The sequence below is a fragment of the Janibacter indicus genome, from assembly GCF_900176385.1.
GTDB lineage: Bacteria > Actinomycetota > Actinomycetes > Actinomycetales > Dermatophilaceae > Janibacter > Janibacter indicus.
The window spans coordinates 203,449-221,606 of the sequence record NZ_FWXN01000005.1 but is presented as its reverse complement, the minus strand read 5'-3'; the positions used below and the strand labels follow the sequence as shown (position 1 = coordinate 221,606).

The following is an 18,158-nucleotide window of genomic DNA, read 5'->3' as shown; positions in this document are numbered from 1 at the left end:
CTGAGCAGACGCCCCCGCAGGGCCCCGACCGATCCGGTCGGGGCCCTGCGTCGTCCGGGGGTGCCCGGGCGATAGGTTGCAGGCGTGTTCGCCTGGAGAGATGACGCGCCGGGGCTCGTGCGAGCCTTCACCGACCGCCACGACGGGGTGAGCGTCGCTCCCTTCGCCGGGCTCAACCTCGGCGCCCACGTCGGCGACGACCTCGACGCGGTCCGCACCAACCGGGCGGCCGTCGAGCAGGCCGTCGGCATGCCGCTCGTGCTCGCCGACCAGGTGCACGGCACCGACGTCGTCCACGTGACCCGTGAGCTGCTCGACGGGCCGCGCTCGGCCACCGGCGCCGTCGCCGAGGGCGATGCCCTCGTCACCGACCTGCCCGGCACCGCCCTGGGCGTCCTCGTCGCCGACTGCACCCCCGTCCTGCTCCACGACATGGCCGGGCCGCTCGTCGGCGCCGCCCACGCCGGCCGTCCGGGCATGGTCGGGGGGGTCGTGCTCCGGCTTGTCGAGGCGATGCGGGACCTCGGCGCGAGCGACCTGCGGGCCACCGTCGGGCCGTCGGTGTGCGGGCGCTGCTACCAGGTGCCGGCCGACATGCGCGCGGCGGCCATGGCGGTCTCGCCCGCCTCGGCCGCACTCACCTGGACCGGGACGCCGGCCATCGACGTCGCCACCGGAGTCGTCGACCAGCTGCAGGCGGAGGGCGCGTCCGTCGAATGGATCCCCGGATGCGCCCGCGAGGACGCCGCGCTCTACTCCTACCGCCGCGACGGCCGCACCGGCCGCTACGTCGGCATCGTCGGGCGTCCCGCATGAGCCGCCGGGAGGAGCTGGCCGAGCGCCTCGCCGCCGTCGAAGGGAGGGTCGCCGCGGCCTGCGAGGCCGCCGGCCGCAGCCGTGACGAGGTCCAGCTGATCGTCGTGACGAAGTTCTTCCCCCGCAGCGACGTCGACCTGCTGGCCGAGCTCGGCATGCGTGACCTCGGGGAGAACCGGGAGCAGGAGGCCGCCGCCAAGCTGGCCGACGGGGGGCCGCCGTCGGGCGTGCGCACCCACTTCATCGGGCAGCTGCAGTCCAACAAGGCCGGCGCCGTGACCCGGTGGGCGGACGTCGTGCAGTCGGTCGACCGGCCCAAGCTGGTCGGTGCGCTCGCGCGCGGCGCCGAGGACGCCGGCCGCGAGGTCACCGCCCTCGTGCAGGTCGACCTCGATCCCGCCGGGGGCACCGGGCGTGGGGGAGCTGCGCCCGCCGACGTGCCCGCCCTGGCCGACGCCATCGCGAGCAGCCCCCTTCGCCTGGGTGGGCTCATGACCGTGGCGCCACTCGGGGTCGACCCGGAGCCCGCCTTTGCCCGGCTGGCCGCGCTGGCCGAGGCACTGCGGGCCGACCATCCCGAGGCGAGCTGGATCTCGGCCGGGATGAGCGGTGACCTCGAGGCCGCGGTGCGCCACGGCGCGACACACCTGCGTGTCGGGACGGCAATCCTCGGAGATCGTCCGTCACACCGGTAACTTCGGTGACACCGACGAGGCAACCGGTACGACAAAGGATTTGAGGACATGACGGCACTGCGCAACGCGATGGTCTACCTCGGGCTCGCCGAGGACGACAAGCGCTACGACGAGTACGACGACTACGTCGACGAGTACGACGCGGGCCACGAGGTCCTCGAGGAGGAGCACGCCGCCGCGGAGGTCACCCCCCTGCGTCGCGTCCCGACGACGCCGGCCGTCCGCGAGGTGGAGGTCACCCCGATGAACCGCATCACGACGATCCACCCGAGCACCTACAACGACGCCCGGGCCATCGGCGAGAGCTTCCGCAACAACACTCCCGTCATCATGAACCTCAGCGACATGGACGACTCCGACGCCAAGCGGCTCGTCGACTTCGCCGCGGGTCTGGTCTTCGGTCTGCACGGGTCGATCGAGCGGGTGACCAACAAGGTCTTCCTGCTCTCGCCTGAGCACATCGAGGTCGACGCCGAGGGTGGCGAGGCGCCGCAGCCGCGCGCCCTGTTCAACCAGAGCTGAGCTTCCGCACGACCTCACAGGTGGGGTCCAGACCCCCGACCTAGGCTGGTTCCATGTCGATCGTCCGTGACGTGCTCCACCTCGTGCTGTACGTCTACTTCCTCATCCTCATCGGGCGTCTCGTCCTCGACTGGATCCAGGTCTTCGCCCGCCAGTGGCGGCCCAGGGGCGTCATCCTCGTCGTCGCCGAGGCGATCTACACCCTCACCGATCCACCCCTGCGCGCGATCCGCAAGGTCATCAAGCCCGTGCGCATCGGTGGGGTCGCCCTCGACCTCGCCTTCCTCGTGCTGATCATCGTGGTCTCACTGCTCCTGCGCATCGTCTAGGCTGGCCTCGATGCCCGTGCGCGCAATGGCGCCACGAGCAAGCACCCTGCCCGAACGCATACGGAGGAACAATGGCGCTCACGCCCGAGGACGTCCTCAACAAGACCTTCACCCAGACCCAGTTCCGTCGTGGTTACGACGAGCGCGAGGTCGACGACTTCCTCGACGAGGTCGTCGCCGAGATGCGTCGCATGGTCAAGGACTCAGAGGACCTGCGGGCTCGCGCCCAGGACGGATCCGGCTCCCGCACGGCGGCCACGCCCGTGGCTGCTGCCGCGACCGACTCCGGCAAGGCCGACGAGGCGCTGACCCGGGAGAACCGCGACCTGCGCGCGCGTCTGGAGGACCTGCGCTCGCGCTTCGACAAGGAGACCGCTGCCCGCGCCGCCGCCGAGAAGCGCGCGAGCGACCTCGAGCAGAGCGCGCGCGCCGACGACGAGCGCACCAAGGGCGACGCCGCCAACCTCTCCAAGGCCCAGCAGAGTGCCGACGAGCGCATCGCGACCGTCAACGCCCGCGCCGAGGAGGCCGAGGCCGCCGCGCAGGAGCGCATCAAGGCCGCCAACGCCGCAGCCGAGAAGGCCGAGGCCGAGGCCAAGGCGCGTCAGGACGAGGCCGCCAAGGCCCCCGTGGCCGCGGCTGCGCCCGCGAGCGACGACGCGGGGGCCGGCCAGATGGCTGCCGCCGCCGGTGGCGGTGCCGGGGCCTCCGGCCTCATCGCCCTCGCCCAGCGCCTGCACGACGAGCACGTCGCCGAGGGGCAGACCCAGCGCGACAAGCTCATCGCCGAGGCGCAGCGCCGCCACGACGAGCTCGTCTCGACCGGCCAGAGCAAGCACGACGAGCTGCTCTCGACGGGTCAGAGCAAGCACGACGAGCTGCTCTCGACGGGTCAGAGCAAGCGCGACCAGTTCATCGGCGAGGGCACGACCCAGCGCGACAAGCTGGTCTCCGAGGCCCAGACCAAGGCCACCACGATGGTCAGCGAGGCCGAGGCCCAGCGCAAGAAGATTCTCGACGACCTCAACGCCCAGAAGTCGAAGATCGAGGGCCAGATCGCCGAGCTGACGACCTACGAGCGCGACTACCGCCGCAAGCTCAAGGACTTCATCTCCGGCCAGCTCAAGGACCTGGACACCCAGGCGAGCGTCGCCCCCGAGGCCAGCGCCAAGCACTGACCTGCGCGACCACGACGCGGCGTCACCCCACGCGGGTGACGCCGCGTCGTCGTCTCCCGGCGCACCCGTCGGGTGAGCAAACGAAGAACACGGCGCGGTGAGCGCGCTCACGACGCCGAAACGTCGTACCCTTCGTTGACTCTGGTCCGTGCAGGGGCACGGACCATCTCCGAGTGAGGACGGTCATGGCGGCGAAGAAGACGGCCACGAAGGCGACGACCAAGAGGTCGGACGCCTCGAAGGCCAAGAAGACGGCGGGCACCACGCCCGCGGCCACGAGCGGGACGAAGAAGACGTCCGCGGCGAAGAAGACGAGCACCACGACCACGACCGCTGCGAAGAAGACCGCAGCGACGAAGACCGCAGCGAAGAAGGCGCCGGCGAAGAAGGCCGCGACCACGAAGGCGGCTGCCTCGAAGAAGACGGCCTCGAAGAAGACGGCCACCAAGAAGGGCGCGACGAAGAAGGCGGCGCCCGAGCGGCTCGTCGTCCGTGAGGACGAGAGCCCCTGGACCGCCAAGGAGCTCAAGGAGGTCCGCTCCGAGCTCGAGACCGAGATCGAGCGACTCACCGCCGAGATCGCGTCCGCCGAGACCGACCTCAACGAGTTCCTCAAGGAGCCGATCGACGGTGCCGGCGACGACCAGGCCGACGCCGGGGCGAAGTCCTTCGAGCGGGAGCACGAGCTGAGCCTCGTCGCTGGGGCCCGCACCGGCCTCGAGCAGAACCGCCACGCGCTCGAGCGGATCGACGAGGGGACCTACGGCATCTGCGAGTCCTGCGGCAACCCGATCGGCAAGCTTCGACTCCAGGCCTATCCTCGTGCGACCCTGTGCATGTCATGCAAGAGTCGACAGGAGCGGCGCTGAGCGCCCCGGACACCCCACCCGACCACGACACCCCGGCGAGCCGATCGCGCCCCGGGGTGCTTCGTTGGTATGTCATCGCCGCCGTCGTCACGCTCGTGCTCGACCAGGCCACCAAGGTGTGGGCGCTCGGCGCCCTGACCGACGGTCGGGTCGTGCCGCTCGTCGGTGACCTGCTCTCCCTTCGCCTGATCCGCAACTCCGGCGCGGCCTTCTCGATCGGTGACGACATGACCTGGGTGATGACCCTCGTCGCCGTCGGCGTCACGCTCGCGATCCTGTGGGCCGCGCTGCGCGTGGGGTCGGGTCGCTGGGCGCTGTCCCTCGGCCTGCTCCTCGGCGGGTCCCTCGGCAACCTCTACGACCGCTTCTTCCGTGACCCGGCGCCGCTGCACGGCCACGTCGTCGACTTCATCGACTACGGCGGCCTCTTCGTCGGCAACATCGCCGACATCGCGATCGTCGGCGGGGCAGCGGTGCTCGTGTGGTTGACCTTCGCCAACATCGGCCTCGACGGGTCCCGCCCGCAGCACGCCGCCGGCCGCCACGACGACGAGGAGCAGGCCGATGAGTGATGTCCGCAACGTGCTCGTGCCCGACGGCCTCGAGGGCGAGCGGGTCGACGCCGCCGTCTCGCGACTCTTCGGCCTCTCGCGCACGCGGGTGGCCGACCTCGCCGCCGAGGGCAAGGTCCTCCTCGAGGGCGCCACGGTGGCCAAGTCCGCACGGGTGAGCGCCGGCGACCGCATCGAGGTCACCCTGCCCGCCGTCGACGAGAGCCCGACGCTGGCCGTCGTCGCCGAGCCGGTCCCCGGAATGCGGATCGTCCACGACGACGACGACATCGTCGTGGTCGACAAGCCGATCGGCGTCGCCGCCCACCCGAGCGTCGGCTGGTCCGGCCCCGACGTGCTCGGCGGGCTCGCCGCCGCGGGCTACCGGATCAGCACGAGCGGCGCGAGCGAGCGGCAGGGCATCGTCTCGCGGCTCGACGTCGGCACCTCGGGCCTGATGGTCGTGTGCAAGAGCGAGTACGCCTACTCGGTGCTCAAGCGTGCCTTCAAGCAGCGCACGGTCGACAAGACCTACCACGCGCTCGTCCAGGGTCTGCCGGACCCGCACGTCGGTACGATCGACGCGCCGATCGGTCGCCACCCCGGCGGTGACTACAAGTTCGCCGTCATGGACTCCGGCAAGCATGCCGTGACCCACTACGAGCTCCTCGAGGCCTTCCGCCACGCGTCGCTGCTCGAGATCAAGCTCGAGACCGGACGCACGCACCAGATCCGGGTGCACATGGCCGCCCTTCGCCATCCGTGCGTCGGCGACCCGACCTACGGCGCCGACCCGACACTGGCCCGCAAGGTCGGTCTGGAGCGGCAGTGGCTGCACGCCATGGGTCTGGGCTTCATCCACCCCGGCACCGGCGACTACGTGCACTTCGAGAGCACCTACCCGCAGGACCTGCAGACGGCACTGGACCGGCTCGCCGACATGTCCTGAGGCGAGCCGGCCCAGAGGGTCAGTTGACCTGGCGGTCGCGGCCCTCCCAGTAGGGAGCCCGCAGCTTGAACTTCTGCAGCTTGCCGGTCGCGGTGCGCGCCAGCTCGTCGCGGAACTCGATCGACGTCGGTGCCTTGTAGCCGGCGGCCTTGGACTTGCACCACGCGATGAGGTCGGCCTCGGTCGCGCTCGAGCCCTCGCTGACGACGACGAGGGCCTTGATCGTCTCGCCCCACGTGTCGTCGGGCACCCCGATGACCGCGACCTCGGTGACGTCGGGGTGGGAGAAGAGGACGTCCTCGACCTCGATCGACGAGACATTTTCACCACCGGTGATGATGACGTCCTTCTTGCGGTCTCTGATCGTCACGTAGCCGTCGTCGCCGATCGTTCCGCCGTCACCGGTGTGGAACCACCCGCCCTCGAAGGTGCGCTCGGTCTCGTCGGGCAGGTCGTGGTAGCCCTCCATGATGACGTTGGACCGGGCGAGCACCTCGCCGGTCTCCTCGTCGAGCTTCATCCGGCAGCCGATGGCGGGGGAGCCCGCCCGCACGAGCTTGCCGGCACGCTCCTCGGGGCTCAGCTCGTCCCACTCGGCGCGCGACCGGTTGATCGTCAGCAGGGGAGAGGTCTCGGTGAGGCCGTAGATCTGGATGAACTCCCAGCCCAGCTCCGTCTCGACGCGGGCGATCGTCTGCGTCGGCGGGGGAGCGCCGGCGACGATGATCCGCACGCGGTCGCGGCCGGGGATCTCGCCCTCCCACTCCTGCGCCGCGGCGAGGACGGAGTTGACCACCGCCGGCGCGGCGCACATGACCGTGACCCCGTGACGATCGACCCGGCGCAGGATCTCGGCGCCGTCGATCTTGCGGATGACGACGTGCTGGGCGCCGACACCGGTCATGGCGAAGGGCATGCCCCACCCGTTGGCGTGGAACATCGGCAGCGTGTGCAGATAGACGTCACGGTCGGTGAGGCCGGCGTGCAGCCCGAAGGTCACCGCATTGGTCCAGATGTTGCGGTGGGTGATCCGCACCCCCTTGGGGCGCGCGGTCGTGCCGGAGGTGTAGTTGATCGTCGCGACGGCGCCTTCGTCCGGCTCCCAAGCACGGGGCTCGGCCGGGGTGCCGTCGGTACCCGCGCCGAAGAGGTGCTCGTCCTCGCCGAGGACGAAGGTGTGCTCGGCGGAGACCTCGTCGATGAGCGAGGTGAGCTCCGGGTCGATGTAGAGCACGCGGGCGCCGGAGTGCTCGACGATGAACTTCACCTCCTCGGGAGCGAGGCGGAAGTTGATCGGCACAAGGACCCGGCCGGAGCCGGCGACGCCGAAGAAGCTCGTGAGCAGCCGCGCGGAGTTGTGCGAGACGACGGCGACGCGGTCGCCGACCTCGATGCCGAGGGAGTCGAGGTGGGCCGCCTGGGCGTTGGCGAGCTGCCGCATGCGGGCATAGGTGACGTCCTGCAGCGGGGGCGCCGGCTGGTCCGGCTCGTCGACGACCGCGATGCGCTCGCCGTAGACGGCCGCAGCGCGGTCGATGAAGTCGTTGACGGACATGGGCACGAACATCCGGAAGTTCCTCCATGGTGTGGACGACGCTGTCGAGGCGACGTTATCCCCCTTCGTCCGGGGTGACGGTGGGTCCCCGGAGTCGGCGCGCCGAGCGGCGTGCTGGGGGCGACAGGCGGCGTGCCGGGGTGTCGGTGGAGCGATCTAGACTCGGGTCGATGTCCGAGCTGCCGCGTTCCGAGAACTTCGTCCACCTGCACAACCACACCGAGTACTCGATGCTCGATGGTGCCGCGCGGATCAAGGACATGTTCGCCACGGCCCAGGAGATGGGCATGCCGGCGATCGCGATGACCGACCACGGCTACCTCTTCGGCGCCCACGAGTTCTGGAAGACGGCGCAGTCCTACGACGTCAAGCCGATCATCGGGCTCGAGGCCTACGTGGCGCCCGGCACGCACCGCACCGACAAGGTCAAGGTCAAGTGGGGCGACGACCGCACCCCGCGCGGCGACGACGTCTCCGGTGGTGGCGCCTACACCCACATGACGCTGCTCGCCCGCAACAACACCGGCATGCACAACCTCTTCACCATGGGCAGCCGGGCCTCGCTCGACTCGGTCTTCGCCAAGTGGCCGCGCCTGGACCGCGAGCTGCTCTCGCAGTACGGCGAGGGCCTGGTCGCCACGACCGGCTGCCCGTCCGGCGAGATCCAGACCCGCCTGCGGCTGGGGCAGTACGACAAGGCGGTCGAGGCGGCCTCGGAGTTCCGCGACATCTTCGGCCGCGAGCACTACTTCCTCGAGCTCATGGACCACGGCAACCAGATCGAGCGTCGGGTGCGCGAAGACCTCATGCGCCTGGCCAAGGACCTGCAGCTGCCGCTCCTGGCGACCAACGACCTGCACTACGTCAAGCAGGAGGACGCGATCGCGCAGGACGCCCTGCTGTGCATCAACTCCGGCTCCAAGCTCCACGACCCCGACCGCTTCAAGTTCGACGGTGAGGGCTACTACCTCAAGTCGCCCGCCGAGATGCGTCAGCTGTGGCGCGAGCTGCCCGAGGCCTGCGACAACACCCTGCTCGTCGCCGACATGTGCGAGGTCTCCTTCACCGAGGGCGAAGGGCGGTACATGCCGCGCTTCGACTGCCCGCCGGGCGAGGACGAGACCTCGTGGTTCATCAAGGAGGTCCAGACCGGGCTGCACCGTCGCTTCCCCGACGGCATCCCCGAGTACGCCCAGCGCCAGGCCGACTACGAGATCGACGTCATCGTCGGCAAGGGCTACCCGGGCTACTTCCTCGTCGTCGCCGACTTCATCAACTGGGCCAAGGACAACGGCATCCGTGTGGGGCCGGGGCGTGGCTCCGGTGCCGGGTCGATGTGCGCCTACGCGATGGGCATCACCGACCTCGACCCGATCCCGCACGGCCTGATCTTCGAGCGCTTCCTCAACCCCGAGCGCAAGTCGATGCCGGACTTCGACGTCGACTTCGACGAGCGTCGGCGCTCCGAGGTCATCCGCTACGTCTCCGACAAGTACGGCGACGAGCGGGTGGCGATGATCGCCACCTACGGCACCATCAAGGCCAAGCAGGCGGTCAAGGACGCCGCCCGCGTCATGGGCCACCCCTTCAACGTCGGCGAGCAGCTGACCAAGGCCATGCCCGCCGACGTCATGGGCAAGGGCGTGCCGCTGGCGAAGATGTGGGACAAGGACCACGACCGATTCGGTGAGGGACAGGAGTTCCGCCAGCTCGTCGAGTCGGAGAAGCACCTGGGCGAGGTCGTCGACCTGGCCCGGGGGCTCGAGGGCCTGAAGCGCCAGTGGGGCGTGCACGCCGCCGGCGTCATCATGAGCAGCGAGCCGCTCATCGACGTCATCCCGATCATGCGCCGGCTCCAGGACGGTCAGGTCCTCACGCAGTTCGACTACCCGACGTGCGAGACGCTCGGCCTGGTCAAGATGGACTTCCTCGGCCTGCGCAACCTGACGATCCTCGACGACGCCCTGGTCAACATCCGGCAGAACCGCGACGAGGAGATCGACCTCGACGCCCTGTCCAAGGACATGACCGACAAGGCGACCTACCGCCTGCTCTCCCGCGGCGACACGCTCGGCGTCTTCCAGCTCGACGGTGGCGGCATGCGCACCCTGCTGCGGCTGATGCAGCCGGACAACTTCGAGGACATCTCCGCCGCCCTCGCGCTCTACCGACCCGGCCCGATGGGTGTCAACGCCCACACCAACTTCGCCCTGCGCAAGAACGGCCGCCAGGAGGTCGTGCCGCTCGACCCGCAGCTCAAGGGCAAGCTCCAGCCGCAGATGGAGGAGGCCCTCGGCCCGATCCTCGGGACGACCTACGGCCTGTGCATCTACCAGGAGCAGGTCATGGAGATCGCGCAGAAGCTCGCGGGCTACACCCTCGGCAACGCCGACCTGCTGCGCCGCGCCATGGGCAAGAAGAAGAAGGAGGTGCTCGACGCCGAGTACATCCCCTTCTCCGAGGGCATGAAGGCCAATGGCTACAACGAGGAGTCGATCGCCGCGCTGTGGGGCGTGCTCGTCCCCTTCTCCGACTACGCCTTCAACAAGGCGCACACCGCCGCCTACGGCCTCGTCTCCTACTGGACCGCCTACCTCAAGGCCAACTACCCGGCCGAGTACATGGCCGCGCTGCTCACCTCGGTCGGTGATGACAAGGACAAGTCGGCGCTCTACCTCAACGAGTGCCGCCGCATGGGCATCAAGGTGCTGCCGCCCTCGGTCAACGACTCGCAGGGCCCCTTCTCCGCCGTCGGGTCCGACATCCGCTTCGGCCTCAACGCCATCCGCAATGTCGGCCGCAATGTCGTCGACGGGATCATCTCCGCGCGTGAGGAAAAGGGAGCCTTCACCTCCTTCGACGACTTCCTCGCCAAGTGCCCCGCCGTCGTGTGCAACAAGCGCACCATCGAGTCGCTCATCATGGGCGGTGCCTTCGACGACCTCGAGCACCCGCGCCAGGGACTGGTCATGGTGCACGAGGAGTACGTCGACGCCTTCGTCGGGGTCAAGCGCCAGGAGGCCGTGGGGCAGGACTCGCTGTGGGACATGTTCGGCGGTGGCGAAGACGACGCCGACGCGCCCGGCGCGGGCATCGAGGGCATGGGTCTGCGCCCGGTCCCCGACATCGAGTGGGACAAGCGCACCAAGCTCGCCAACGAGCGCGAGATGCTCGGTCTCTACGTCTCCGACCACCCGCTCTTCGGCGTCGAGCACGTGCTGCAGCGCGCCGCCGACACCTCGATCGCGACGCTCACCCAGGCCGACTCGGGGGTCAAGGAGAACAGCAATGTCACCATCGCCGGCCTGGTCACCGGGCTGAGCGTCAAGCGCACCAAGAAGGGCGACCTCTGGGCGATCGCCACGATCGAGGACCTCGAGGGCGCCATCGAGTGCCTCTTCTTCCCCAAGACCTATCTCACGGTCCAGACGATGCTCACCCAGGACATCGTCGCCGTGGTGCGCGGTCGGGTGAACGCCCGCGACGACTCAGTCTCGATCTACGCCGAGGACCTGACGATCCCCGAGCTCACCGACGGGCCACGTGGCCCCGTCGTGCTCACCCTCGACTACGCCCGCGCCACGACCGGGCGGATCGAGGAGGTCAAGCAGGTCCTCTCGCAGCACCCCGGCAGCACCGACGTTCAGATCAAGCTGGTCCAGCCCGGTCGGGCGGTGACGATGTCGGTCGACGCGGCCTACCGGGTCGAACCGACCGAGGCGCTCATCGGCGACCTCAAGGTGATCCTCGGGGCGCGGGCGGTGTCGGCATGAGTGAGGGCATGAGGCCACCTGTCGCGGCGCAGCGGCCGTGGACGCGCAGCCACCACGGCGACGACGTCGCCGACCCCTACGAATGGCTGCGTGACGGTGAGGACCCCGCGGTGATCGCCCACCTCGAGGCCGAAAACACCTACGCCGAGCAGACCACGGCGCACCTGGCCCCGCTTCGGCAGGCGATCTTCGACGAGATCAAGGGCCGGACCCTCGAGACCGATCTCAGCGTGCCCGTCGCCTCCGGCGACTGGTGGTACTACTCGCGCACCGTCGAGGGCAGCCAGTACGCGATCCAGTGCCGGGCGCCGCTCACCGATCACACCGCGGTCCCCGAGCTCGACCCCTCGCGGCCGCTACCCGGCGAAGTCGTCCTCCTCGATGGCAACGAGCTCGCCGAGGGTCACGAGTTCTTCTCGCTCGGGGGCTTCGAGGTCAGCGCCGACCACTCCCGGATGGCCTACGCCGTCGACGTGACCGGCGACGAGCGCTTCGACGTCGTGGTCATGGACATCGCTACCCGGGAGGTCCTCGACGAGGCGATCACCGGTGCCGGCTACGGGCTGGCCTTCTCCCGCGATGCCCGCCACCTCTTCCACGTCGCGGTCGACGACGCGTGGCGCCCGCACGAGGTGTGGCGCCACGAGGTCGGTACCGCCCGCGAGGCCGACGTCCTCGTGCACCGCGAGGACGACGAGCGCTTCTGGATGGGGCTGGGCACGAGCCGCGACGAGCGCTGGATCGTGCTCGGCCTCGGCAGCAAAACCACCTCCGAGGTGCATCTCCTCGACGCCGACGACCCGACCGCTCCGATGCGCTGCGTCGCCCCACGCCGCGAGGGCGTCGAGTACGACGTCGAGCCCGCGGCCGACCACCTGCTCATCGTCCACAACGAGCGCCAGCCCGAGGGCGACCTCGCCTGGGCACCGCTCGACGCGACGAGCCACGAGCAGTGGCAGCCGCTCCTCGACCGCGCCGAGGGGGAGCGCTTCGTCGGGGTGGACGCCTTCGACGACTTCGCCGTGCTCAGCCTGCGGGCCGACGGCCTGCCGACCCTGCGGCTGCTTCCGCGGGTGGCGAGGTCCGCCCCCTTCGTCGGTGGGGACTATGGCGAGCCGAGGCCGCTCGGCATCGACGCCGACCTGGCCAGTGTGGCGCTCGGCCCGGTCGCCGACCCCGACACCGATCGCATTCGCGTCGTCCACGAGTCGTGGGTCAGCCCGCGCACCGTCCTCGACGTCGTCGTCACGACGGGTGAGGAGACCGTCCTCAAGCGTCAGCCGGTCGTCGGCGTCGACCTCGCCGACTACGAGCAGCAGCGCACCTGGGCCACCGCCCCCGATGGCACCCGGGTCCCGGTCTCCCTCGTCATGCGCCGCGGCACGAGTCCGGATGGGACCAACCCCGGGCTGCTCTACGGCTACGGCAGCTACGAGATGAGCTTCGACCCGTACTTCTCCATCGCCCGGCTCTCGCTCCTTGATCGTGGTGTCGTCTGGGCCGTCGCCCACGTCCGCGGCGGCGGCGAGCTCGGTCGGCACTGGTACGACGACGGCAAGATGCTCGCCAAGCGCAACACCTTCACCGACTTCGTCGCGGCGGCCGAGCACCTCCACGAGACCGGCTGGGTGGCGCGCGACCGCCTGGCGATCGAAGGCGGCTCGGCCGGCGGCCTGCTCGTCGGTGCGGCGACCAACCTCGCCCCCGAGCGCTTCGCGGCGGTGCTCGCGGCGGTGCCCTTCGTCGATGCCCTGACGACGATCCTGCGGCCGGACCTCCCGCTGACCGTCGGTGAGTGGGAGGAGTGGGGCAACCCGCTCGAGGACCCCGAGGTCTATGCCTACATGCGCGGCTACACGCCCTACGAAAACGTCGCGCCGGTCGAGTACCCGGCGATCCTCGCCACGACGTCGCTGCACGACACACGGGTCTACTTCACCGAGCCGGCCAAGTGGGTGGCCCGGCTGCGCGAGGTCACCCGCCACGACAGCGAGCGACCGATCCTGCTGCGCACCGAGATGAGCGCCGGTCACGGCGGCCGCTCCGGTCGTTACGACGCCTGGGAGCAGACCGCGTGGGAGTGGGCGTGGGTGCTCGATCGGATCGGCGCCACCGAGCGCCGGTGACTCATTCGAGGTCCAGCGTGACGAACTTCGGCCGGTAGAGCGTCGGGTCGCGGGTCAGTTCGGCGAAGTCGAAGGTGTTGACGTTGTAGGAGATCAGCAGCTCGCCCTCGTCGGAGATCTCCGGGTGGCCGTGCGCGTTGTACGTGAAGTGCCGGCCGACCCCGGACTCCGGCGTCTCGTAGATCGTCTGCGGGTCCCGCCACGGACCCTCGGGCGTGCACGCGGTCCAGGCGTTGATCCGCGGGCTGAAGGGCTGCGACGTGTCCGACGAGATCATCAGGTAGCCGTCGCGGAAGCGGCTGACGCTCAGCTCGTTGGCCACCCCGTCGGTGAGGCGCGCACTGCGCGTGGGGTCGCTCGTCCAACCGTCATCGGCGCGGTACTCCCAGCGACTGCGGTCGGTGAGGTTGCCCGCGGGCACGCGCGCGAGGTGCAGGTGCTTGGTGTCGCCGAGGTCCTCGATGCCGTAGACGTAGCTCGTCGTGCTCGTCGTCAGCACGCCTGCGCCCCACGCGACGTGGTCGGTGCTGGGCCCGGGATCGATGATCTCCGTGACCTTGAGATCGGGCAGCGAGACCCGGGCGACGGCGTTGTGGCTCCACTCGAAGCCCTGCTCGCCCACCTGCCGCGTCCGCGACAGGAAGACGACCAGCTCGTCACCCTCGACCGCCGCGTCCTGGACCCAGTAGTAGGTCTCGTCGTCGGGGTCGGGGAAGAAGGACTCCGGGCCCTCGGCCGTGCGGGTGCTCAGCCGGCCGCTCTCGTCCTCGGCGACGAGGGCGTTGTGCACCATCGCCATCCCGGGCTGCGGGCGACCACCGGCGGTCACCTCGCCGATGAAGGAGTCGCTGAAGAGCCACAGGGTCCGCTCGTCGGGCAGGCGGACGGAGTAGGTCGAGTCACCGGCGATCCACCCGGGGCCGGTGAGCTCGAAGCGCTCGTCGTCGTCACGGCTCGGAGTCGCCCAGTCGAGCTCGGCACCGAGGGCATCGCAGGCCTGCGTCGTCGAGTCGTCGCCGCACGCCGCGAGCAGGCCGGTGCCCACGACGAGCGCGGCGAGGGCCGCGGCCACGCGGGTGCGTCGCATGCGGTGCTCCTGGCGGACGGTGCGGACGGTGCGGACGGTTGGACGGTTGGACGGCTGGTGCGGACGGCGGGCGGTGCTCCCGGCGAAGGGGGACGCCCCGGCCATTGTGACCCACGGGTAGACCGTGCGGGCGGGCCGGCTCAGAGCCAGCCGAGGTCCTGGGCGCGGCGGGCGGCTTCGACCCGGTTGCTCGTGCCCGTCTTGCCGATGGCGGAGGACAGGTGGTTGCGCACGGTGCCGGGGGAGAGGTGGACCCGGGCCGCGATGTCAGCGGCCGAGCGCCCGTCGAGGGCGACGGCGAGCACCTCGCGCTCGCGGTCGGTGAGCGGGTTGGGCCCGCCGACGACGACCTCGGTGGCGAGGGAGGGGTCGACGACGCGACCTCCCTTCGCCACGGTGCGCACCGCTTCGGCCAGCTCGTCAGACGGGGTGTCCTTGACGACGAAGCCGCTGGCGCCGGCCTCCAGGGCCCGCCGCAGGTAGCCCGGCCGCCCGAAGGTCGTGACGATGAGCACCCGCGTGCCGGGGAGCTCGCTCGTCAGCTGCGCCGCGGCGGAGATGCCGTCGAGACCGGGCATCTCCACGTCGAGGACGGCGACGTCGGGGCGGGTCCGGCGGGCAGCCGCGAGCACCTCGTCGCCCGAGCCGACCTCCGCGACCACCTCGAGGTCCTCCTCGAGCCCGAGCAGTGCGGCCATGGCGCCACGCACGAGGGCCTGGTCGTCGGCCAGCAGCAGGGTGATCACGGCAGTTCCACTCTCACTCTCGTGCCCGGGCCGTGCGGGCCCGGGATGCCTTCGGTGACGTCGAGGGTCCCCCCGACGCGGGCGAGCCGCTCGCGCAGCCCGGTCAGTCCGTTGCCCTCGCGGCGCCCTCGCAGACCGCGTCCGTCGTCGACGACCTCGAGCCAGGTCGGCCCCCAGGCGATGTCGGCGCGCCGGGCCCCGCTGTGGCGGATGACATTGGTCGTGGTCTCCCGCAGGGCCCACGCCACCGTGATGCGGTGGGCCGGGTCGACGACGTCGACGTCGGCCGGGACGGAGGCCTCGATCCCCGCGTCGCGCAGGGCCTCGACGGCGGTGTCGCGCTCGTCCGCCAGACGGGTCACCCGCAGACCGGCGACGGTCGCGCGGATCTCGGCGAGGGACTGCCGGGTCAGGGAGCGGATCGCTGCGATCTCGGCCTTGGCGCGCTCGGGGTCGCGGTCGACGAGTCGCTCGGCCAGGTCCGCCTTGAGCGAGACGACGGTGAGCGAGTGGCCGAGGACGTCGTGGACGTCGCGGGCCACCCGGTCGCGCTCGGCAGCGACCGCCAGGGTCCGCTGCATCTCCTCCCTGCGCTCGTCCCCCTCCATCATCCGCCGCAGGAGCAGCCCGAACCCGCCGATGAGCATCGGGATGAAGAGGAGGGGCCACAGCTCGCGCAGGTCGTTGGTGAAGAGCAGGACGAGGATCGTCCCCAGCCCGACGGCGAGCACCCCGGGCGCCGCCCATCGCCGCGGCCAGCCGAAGGCGGCCAGGCTCGCGAGGAAGGCGCTCATCCCGAAGACCTCGAGCCCGATGATCAGGGACAGCAAGCCCATGCAGGCCACCATCGCGGCGAAGCCCCCGAAGGCCCACCAGCGCCGGACCCGGGTCCAGCAGCCGTGCACGCCCATCTGGGCGTGGATGAAGGCCGTGATGTAGACCGCGGCGAAGAGGACGAGCAGGCCCCAGCCGGCCACCCGCAGGAGCGGGCGGTCGGCGGTCACCTGCGCGACCTCGTTGGCCGGGAAGAGCAGGAAGACCAGCCACACGGCCGCCAGCAGCCACCCGTGGCGGGCCCACGGGTCGACCACCTCGGCGGACAGGTCGTCCGCGAGGTGGCCGGCGCCGGAGGTGTCGGTCACTGCCGGTCCCGACCTCGGCGCACGAGGTAGACCGTCAGGAGAGCGAGGATCAGCGTCCACACGCCCACGTTAACGAGCGGCACCCAGAGGGCCTCGTGGGAGAGGTTGCCGTCCATGTCGACCGAGTAACCCTCGGTCAGCGGGTACCGGGCCAGCGAGACGATGCCGTAGAGCGGGGTGAACTTCGCGATGGTCAGCATGACCCCCGACAGCGGGATGAAGATGTTGCCGAGGAAGGCGAAGATCACCAGCGACCCGCTCGCCGCACCGACGGCCGACTCCGACTTGAAGGCGAGCCCGAAGACCAGCCCGTAGAGCGCGAAGAGGCACGCGCCGAAGAGAGTGATGCCGGCGGTCGCCAACCAGACCCAGGCATCTCCCTTCGCGCCGGTGGCGGAGCCGATGGCGTAGATCAGGCCGATCGGGATGCACGCGACGACCATGGCGACGAGTGCCTTGGCCCCGACGTACGACGCATCGCGAAGGGGGGTCAGCCCCAGCTGTCGCCCCCAGCCCTGCATGCGCTCGACCGCCGAGGACCCGCCGACGGAGACCGTCGCGGTGACGGCGCCGTAGACCGCCATCGAGATCATGATGTACAGCGCCACGTTGCCGCGCCCGATGTCCTCCTGGGCGAAGGTCTGGGCCGCGCCGAAGACGACGTACATGAAGGCCGGAAGGACCGCGATGAAGAACAGTCCGACATAGTCGCGCGCCAGGCGCTTGAGCTCCAGGCTGATGATCGTGGGGTTCATCGGGTCTCCTCGGTGTCGTCCTGGGTGTCGGTGGTCTCGTCGAAGGCATCGCCCGTGATCGCGAGGAAGGCCGCGTCGAGCGAGGCGGTCGTGACCTCGAGGTTGCTGCCCCCGAGATCCGTCAGCAGCAGCCGAGCCAGCGCGTCGGAGTCCTCGCCGACCGCCGTGATGCGGGCTCCCGCCGTGGTGACCGAGCTGACCCCCGGCAGCCCGCGCAAGCGATCGACGGTGGCGTCGACGTCACCCCTGCGGACGTCGGCGCTCACCGTACGACCGCTCGCGCGGGCCCGGATCTCCTCGGTGGTGCCGTCGGCGACCACCCGTCCGCCGGCCATCATCACGATGCGGTCGGCGAAGTTGTCGGCCTCCTCGAGGTAGTGCGTGGCGAAGAGGATCGTGCGCCCGTGCCCGGCGTCCTCGTGCATGGTGCGCCAGAAGTCCCGTCGGGCACCGACGTCCATTCCTGCCGTGGGCTCGTCGAGGATCAGCAGGTCGGGGTCGGGCAGCAGGGCCAGGGCGAAGCGCAGCCGCTGCTGCTCGCCGCCGGACAGCTTCGAGACCCGTCGGTTCGCCTTGTCCGCCAGCCCGGCCCGCTCGAGGACCTCCTCGACCGGCTCGTGCCGGGCGAAGGTCGAGGCGACGTAGCGCACCGTCTCGCGGGCGGTGAGGTCGCGCAGCAGGCCGCCGGTCTGCAGCACGGCCGAGACCCTCCCTTCGTGCACGGCGCGGCGCGGGGAGGAGCCGAAGGAGGTGATCCGGCCGGTCGTCGGCTCGGTCAGCCCGAGCACCATGTCGAGGGTCGTCGTCTTGCCGGCCCCGTTGGGCCCCAGCACGGCGACGACCTCACCGGGCGAGACCGCCAGGTCGACACCGGCCACGGCGCGTACGGTCTCGCCGCGGGAGCGGAAGCTCTTGGTCACGCCCTCGAGGCGCACACCCTCGGCGGTGGAGGTGGTGGCGCCCGTCGTCGGGCTCGTCGTCGTGGTCATGGCTCAACATTCCCGGGCAGCGGGTACCGGCCACCATCCCCTGATGTCACGAGTACGTAATGACAGGTGTCATGGT

General features: G+C 70.5%; 16 protein-coding genes. 10 read left to right on the top strand and 6 right to left on the bottom strand.

Features of this window, described 5'->3' with window-relative positions; genetic code table 11:
- The first annotated feature begins 84 nt into the window (after window positions 1–84).
- The 8 genes from B9B60_RS07735 (at window position 85) to B9B60_RS07700 (ending at window position 5,909) form a co-directional block, all read left to right on the top strand.
- Window positions 85–816, top strand: coding sequence for a purine nucleoside phosphorylase YfiH/LACC1 family protein (locus B9B60_RS07735; protein ID WP_234993788.1), 732 nt, complete (start codon window positions 85–87; stop codon window positions 814–816).
- Window positions 813–1,511, top strand: coding sequence for a YggS family pyridoxal phosphate-dependent enzyme (locus B9B60_RS07730; RefSeq protein WP_084450648.1), 699 nt, complete (start codon window positions 813–815; stop codon window positions 1,509–1,511). Before B9B60_RS07735 ends, B9B60_RS07730 begins: the two co-directional genes overlap by 4 nt.
- Window positions 1,512–1,559: 48 nt before the next feature.
- Window positions 1,560–2,033: a cell division protein SepF gene (locus tag B9B60_RS07725; protein ID WP_084450647.1), complete on the top strand. Its 474-nt coding sequence runs from the start codon at window positions 1,560–1,562 to the stop codon at window positions 2,031–2,033.
- 53 nt (window positions 2,034–2,086) lie between these two features.
- Window positions 2,087–2,362 (top strand): YggT family protein, encoded by a 276-nt coding sequence (locus B9B60_RS07720; protein WP_084450645.1) that lies wholly within the window; start codon window positions 2,087–2,089, stop codon window positions 2,360–2,362.
- Between the two features lie 71 nt (window positions 2,363–2,433).
- On the top strand, window positions 2,434–3,540 hold the full coding sequence (locus B9B60_RS17695) for a DivIVA domain-containing protein (protein ID WP_084450643.1): 1,107 nt from the start codon (window positions 2,434–2,436) through the stop codon (window positions 3,538–3,540).
- Window positions 3,541–3,713: 173 nt separating this feature from the next.
- Window positions 3,714–4,409 carry a TraR/DksA family transcriptional regulator gene (locus B9B60_RS07710; protein ID WP_226283064.1) on the top strand — a complete coding sequence of 232 codons (696 nt, stop codon included), beginning with the start codon at window positions 3,714–3,716 and terminating at the stop codon, window positions 4,407–4,409.
- On the top strand, window positions 4,382–4,981 hold the full coding sequence (lspA, locus tag B9B60_RS07705; protein ID WP_223277799.1) for a signal peptidase II: 600 nt from the start codon (window positions 4,382–4,384) through the stop codon (window positions 4,979–4,981). The genes B9B60_RS07710 and lspA overlap by 28 nt, the downstream gene beginning before the upstream one ends.
- Window positions 4,974–5,909, top strand: a complete 936-nt coding sequence (locus B9B60_RS07700; protein WP_084450639.1) for an RluA family pseudouridine synthase — start codon at window positions 4,974–4,976, stop codon at window positions 5,907–5,909. The genes lspA and B9B60_RS07700 overlap by 8 nt, the downstream gene beginning before the upstream one ends.
- Before the next feature lie 19 nt (window positions 5,910–5,928).
- Here the strand turns inward: B9B60_RS07700 and B9B60_RS07695 are convergent, their stop codons facing one another.
- Window positions 5,929–7,464, bottom strand: a complete 1,536-nt coding sequence (locus B9B60_RS07695) for an AMP-binding protein (RefSeq protein WP_234993787.1) — start codon at window positions 7,462–7,464, stop codon at window positions 5,929–5,931.
- A 170-nt stretch (window positions 7,465–7,634) separates the two neighbouring features.
- Between B9B60_RS07695 and dnaE the strand changes: the two genes are divergently transcribed.
- Window positions 7,635–11,237: a DNA polymerase III subunit alpha gene (gene dnaE, locus B9B60_RS07690; RefSeq protein WP_084450636.1), complete on the top strand. Its 3,603-nt coding sequence runs from the start codon at window positions 7,635–7,637 to the stop codon at window positions 11,235–11,237.
- Window positions 11,238–11,245: 8 nt separating this feature from the next.
- Window positions 11,246–13,363: a S9 family peptidase gene (locus tag B9B60_RS07685; protein WP_234993786.1), complete on the top strand. Its 2,118-nt coding sequence runs from the start codon at window positions 11,246–11,248 to the stop codon at window positions 13,361–13,363.
- A 1-nt stretch (window position 13,364) separates the two neighbouring features.
- Here B9B60_RS07685 and B9B60_RS07680 read toward each other — a convergent pair whose 3' ends face one another.
- From B9B60_RS07680 to B9B60_RS07660, 5 genes are all read right to left on the bottom strand, one after another.
- Window positions 13,365–14,450: a DUF4185 domain-containing protein gene (locus B9B60_RS07680; protein WP_143445489.1), complete on the bottom strand. Its 1,086-nt coding sequence runs from the start codon at window positions 14,448–14,450 to the stop codon at window positions 13,365–13,367.
- A 140-nt stretch (window positions 14,451–14,590) separates the two neighbouring features.
- The gene (locus B9B60_RS07675; RefSeq protein ID WP_084450630.1) at window positions 14,591–15,196 is read right to left on the bottom strand and encodes a response regulator transcription factor; all 606 of its coding nucleotides are present in this window, start codon (window positions 15,194–15,196) and stop codon (window positions 14,591–14,593) included.
- On the bottom strand, window positions 15,193–16,338 hold the full coding sequence (locus B9B60_RS07670; protein ID WP_084450629.1) for a sensor histidine kinase: 1,146 nt from the start codon (window positions 16,336–16,338) through the stop codon (window positions 15,193–15,195). Before B9B60_RS07670 ends, B9B60_RS07675 begins: the two co-directional genes overlap by 4 nt.
- Window positions 16,335–17,093: an ABC transporter permease gene (locus B9B60_RS07665; protein ID WP_084450627.1), complete on the bottom strand. Its 759-nt coding sequence runs from the start codon at window positions 17,091–17,093 to the stop codon at window positions 16,335–16,337. The genes B9B60_RS07670 and B9B60_RS07665 overlap by 4 nt, the downstream gene beginning before the upstream one ends.
- Entirely contained in the window at window positions 17,090–18,082 is a 993-nt protein-coding gene (locus B9B60_RS07660; protein ID WP_084450625.1) for an ABC transporter ATP-binding protein, read from the bottom strand. Before B9B60_RS07660 ends, B9B60_RS07665 begins: the two co-directional genes overlap by 4 nt.
- Window positions 18,083–18,158 lie beyond the last annotated feature (76 nt).

Coding starts and splice junctions, on each gene's coding strand:
- B9B60_RS07730 (WP_084450648.1), top strand. CDS start 813: ATGAGCCGCCGGGAGGAGCTGGCCGAGCGCCTCGCCGCCGTCGAAGGG.
- B9B60_RS07725 (WP_084450647.1), top strand. CDS start 1,560: ATGACGGCACTGCGCAACGCGATGGTCTACCTCGGGCTCGCCGAGGAC.
- B9B60_RS07720 (WP_084450645.1), top strand. CDS start 2,087: ATGTCGATCGTCCGTGACGTGCTCCACCTCGTGCTGTACGTCTACTTC.
- B9B60_RS17695 (WP_084450643.1), top strand. CDS start 2,434: ATGGCGCTCACGCCCGAGGACGTCCTCAACAAGACCTTCACCCAGACC.
- lspA (WP_223277799.1), top strand. CDS start 4,382: ATGCAAGAGTCGACAGGAGCGGCGCTGAGCGCCCCGGACACCCCACCC.
- B9B60_RS07700 (WP_084450639.1), top strand. CDS start 4,974: ATGAGTGATGTCCGCAACGTGCTCGTGCCCGACGGCCTCGAGGGCGAG.
- B9B60_RS07695 (WP_234993787.1), bottom strand. CDS start 7,464: ATGTCCGTCAACGACTTCATCGACCGCGCTGCGGCCGTCTACGGCGAG.
- dnaE (WP_084450636.1), top strand. CDS start 7,635: ATGTCCGAGCTGCCGCGTTCCGAGAACTTCGTCCACCTGCACAACCAC.
- B9B60_RS07685 (WP_234993786.1), top strand. CDS start 11,246: ATGAGGCCACCTGTCGCGGCGCAGCGGCCGTGGACGCGCAGCCACCAC.
- B9B60_RS07680 (WP_143445489.1), bottom strand. CDS start 14,450: ATGCGACGCACCCGCGTGGCCGCGGCCCTCGCCGCGCTCGTCGTGGGC.
- B9B60_RS07665 (WP_084450627.1), bottom strand. CDS start 17,093: ATGAACCCCACGATCATCAGCCTGGAGCTCAAGCGCCTGGCGCGCGAC.
- B9B60_RS07660 (WP_084450625.1), bottom strand. CDS start 18,082: ATGACCACGACGACGAGCCCGACGACGGGCGCCACCACCTCCACCGCC.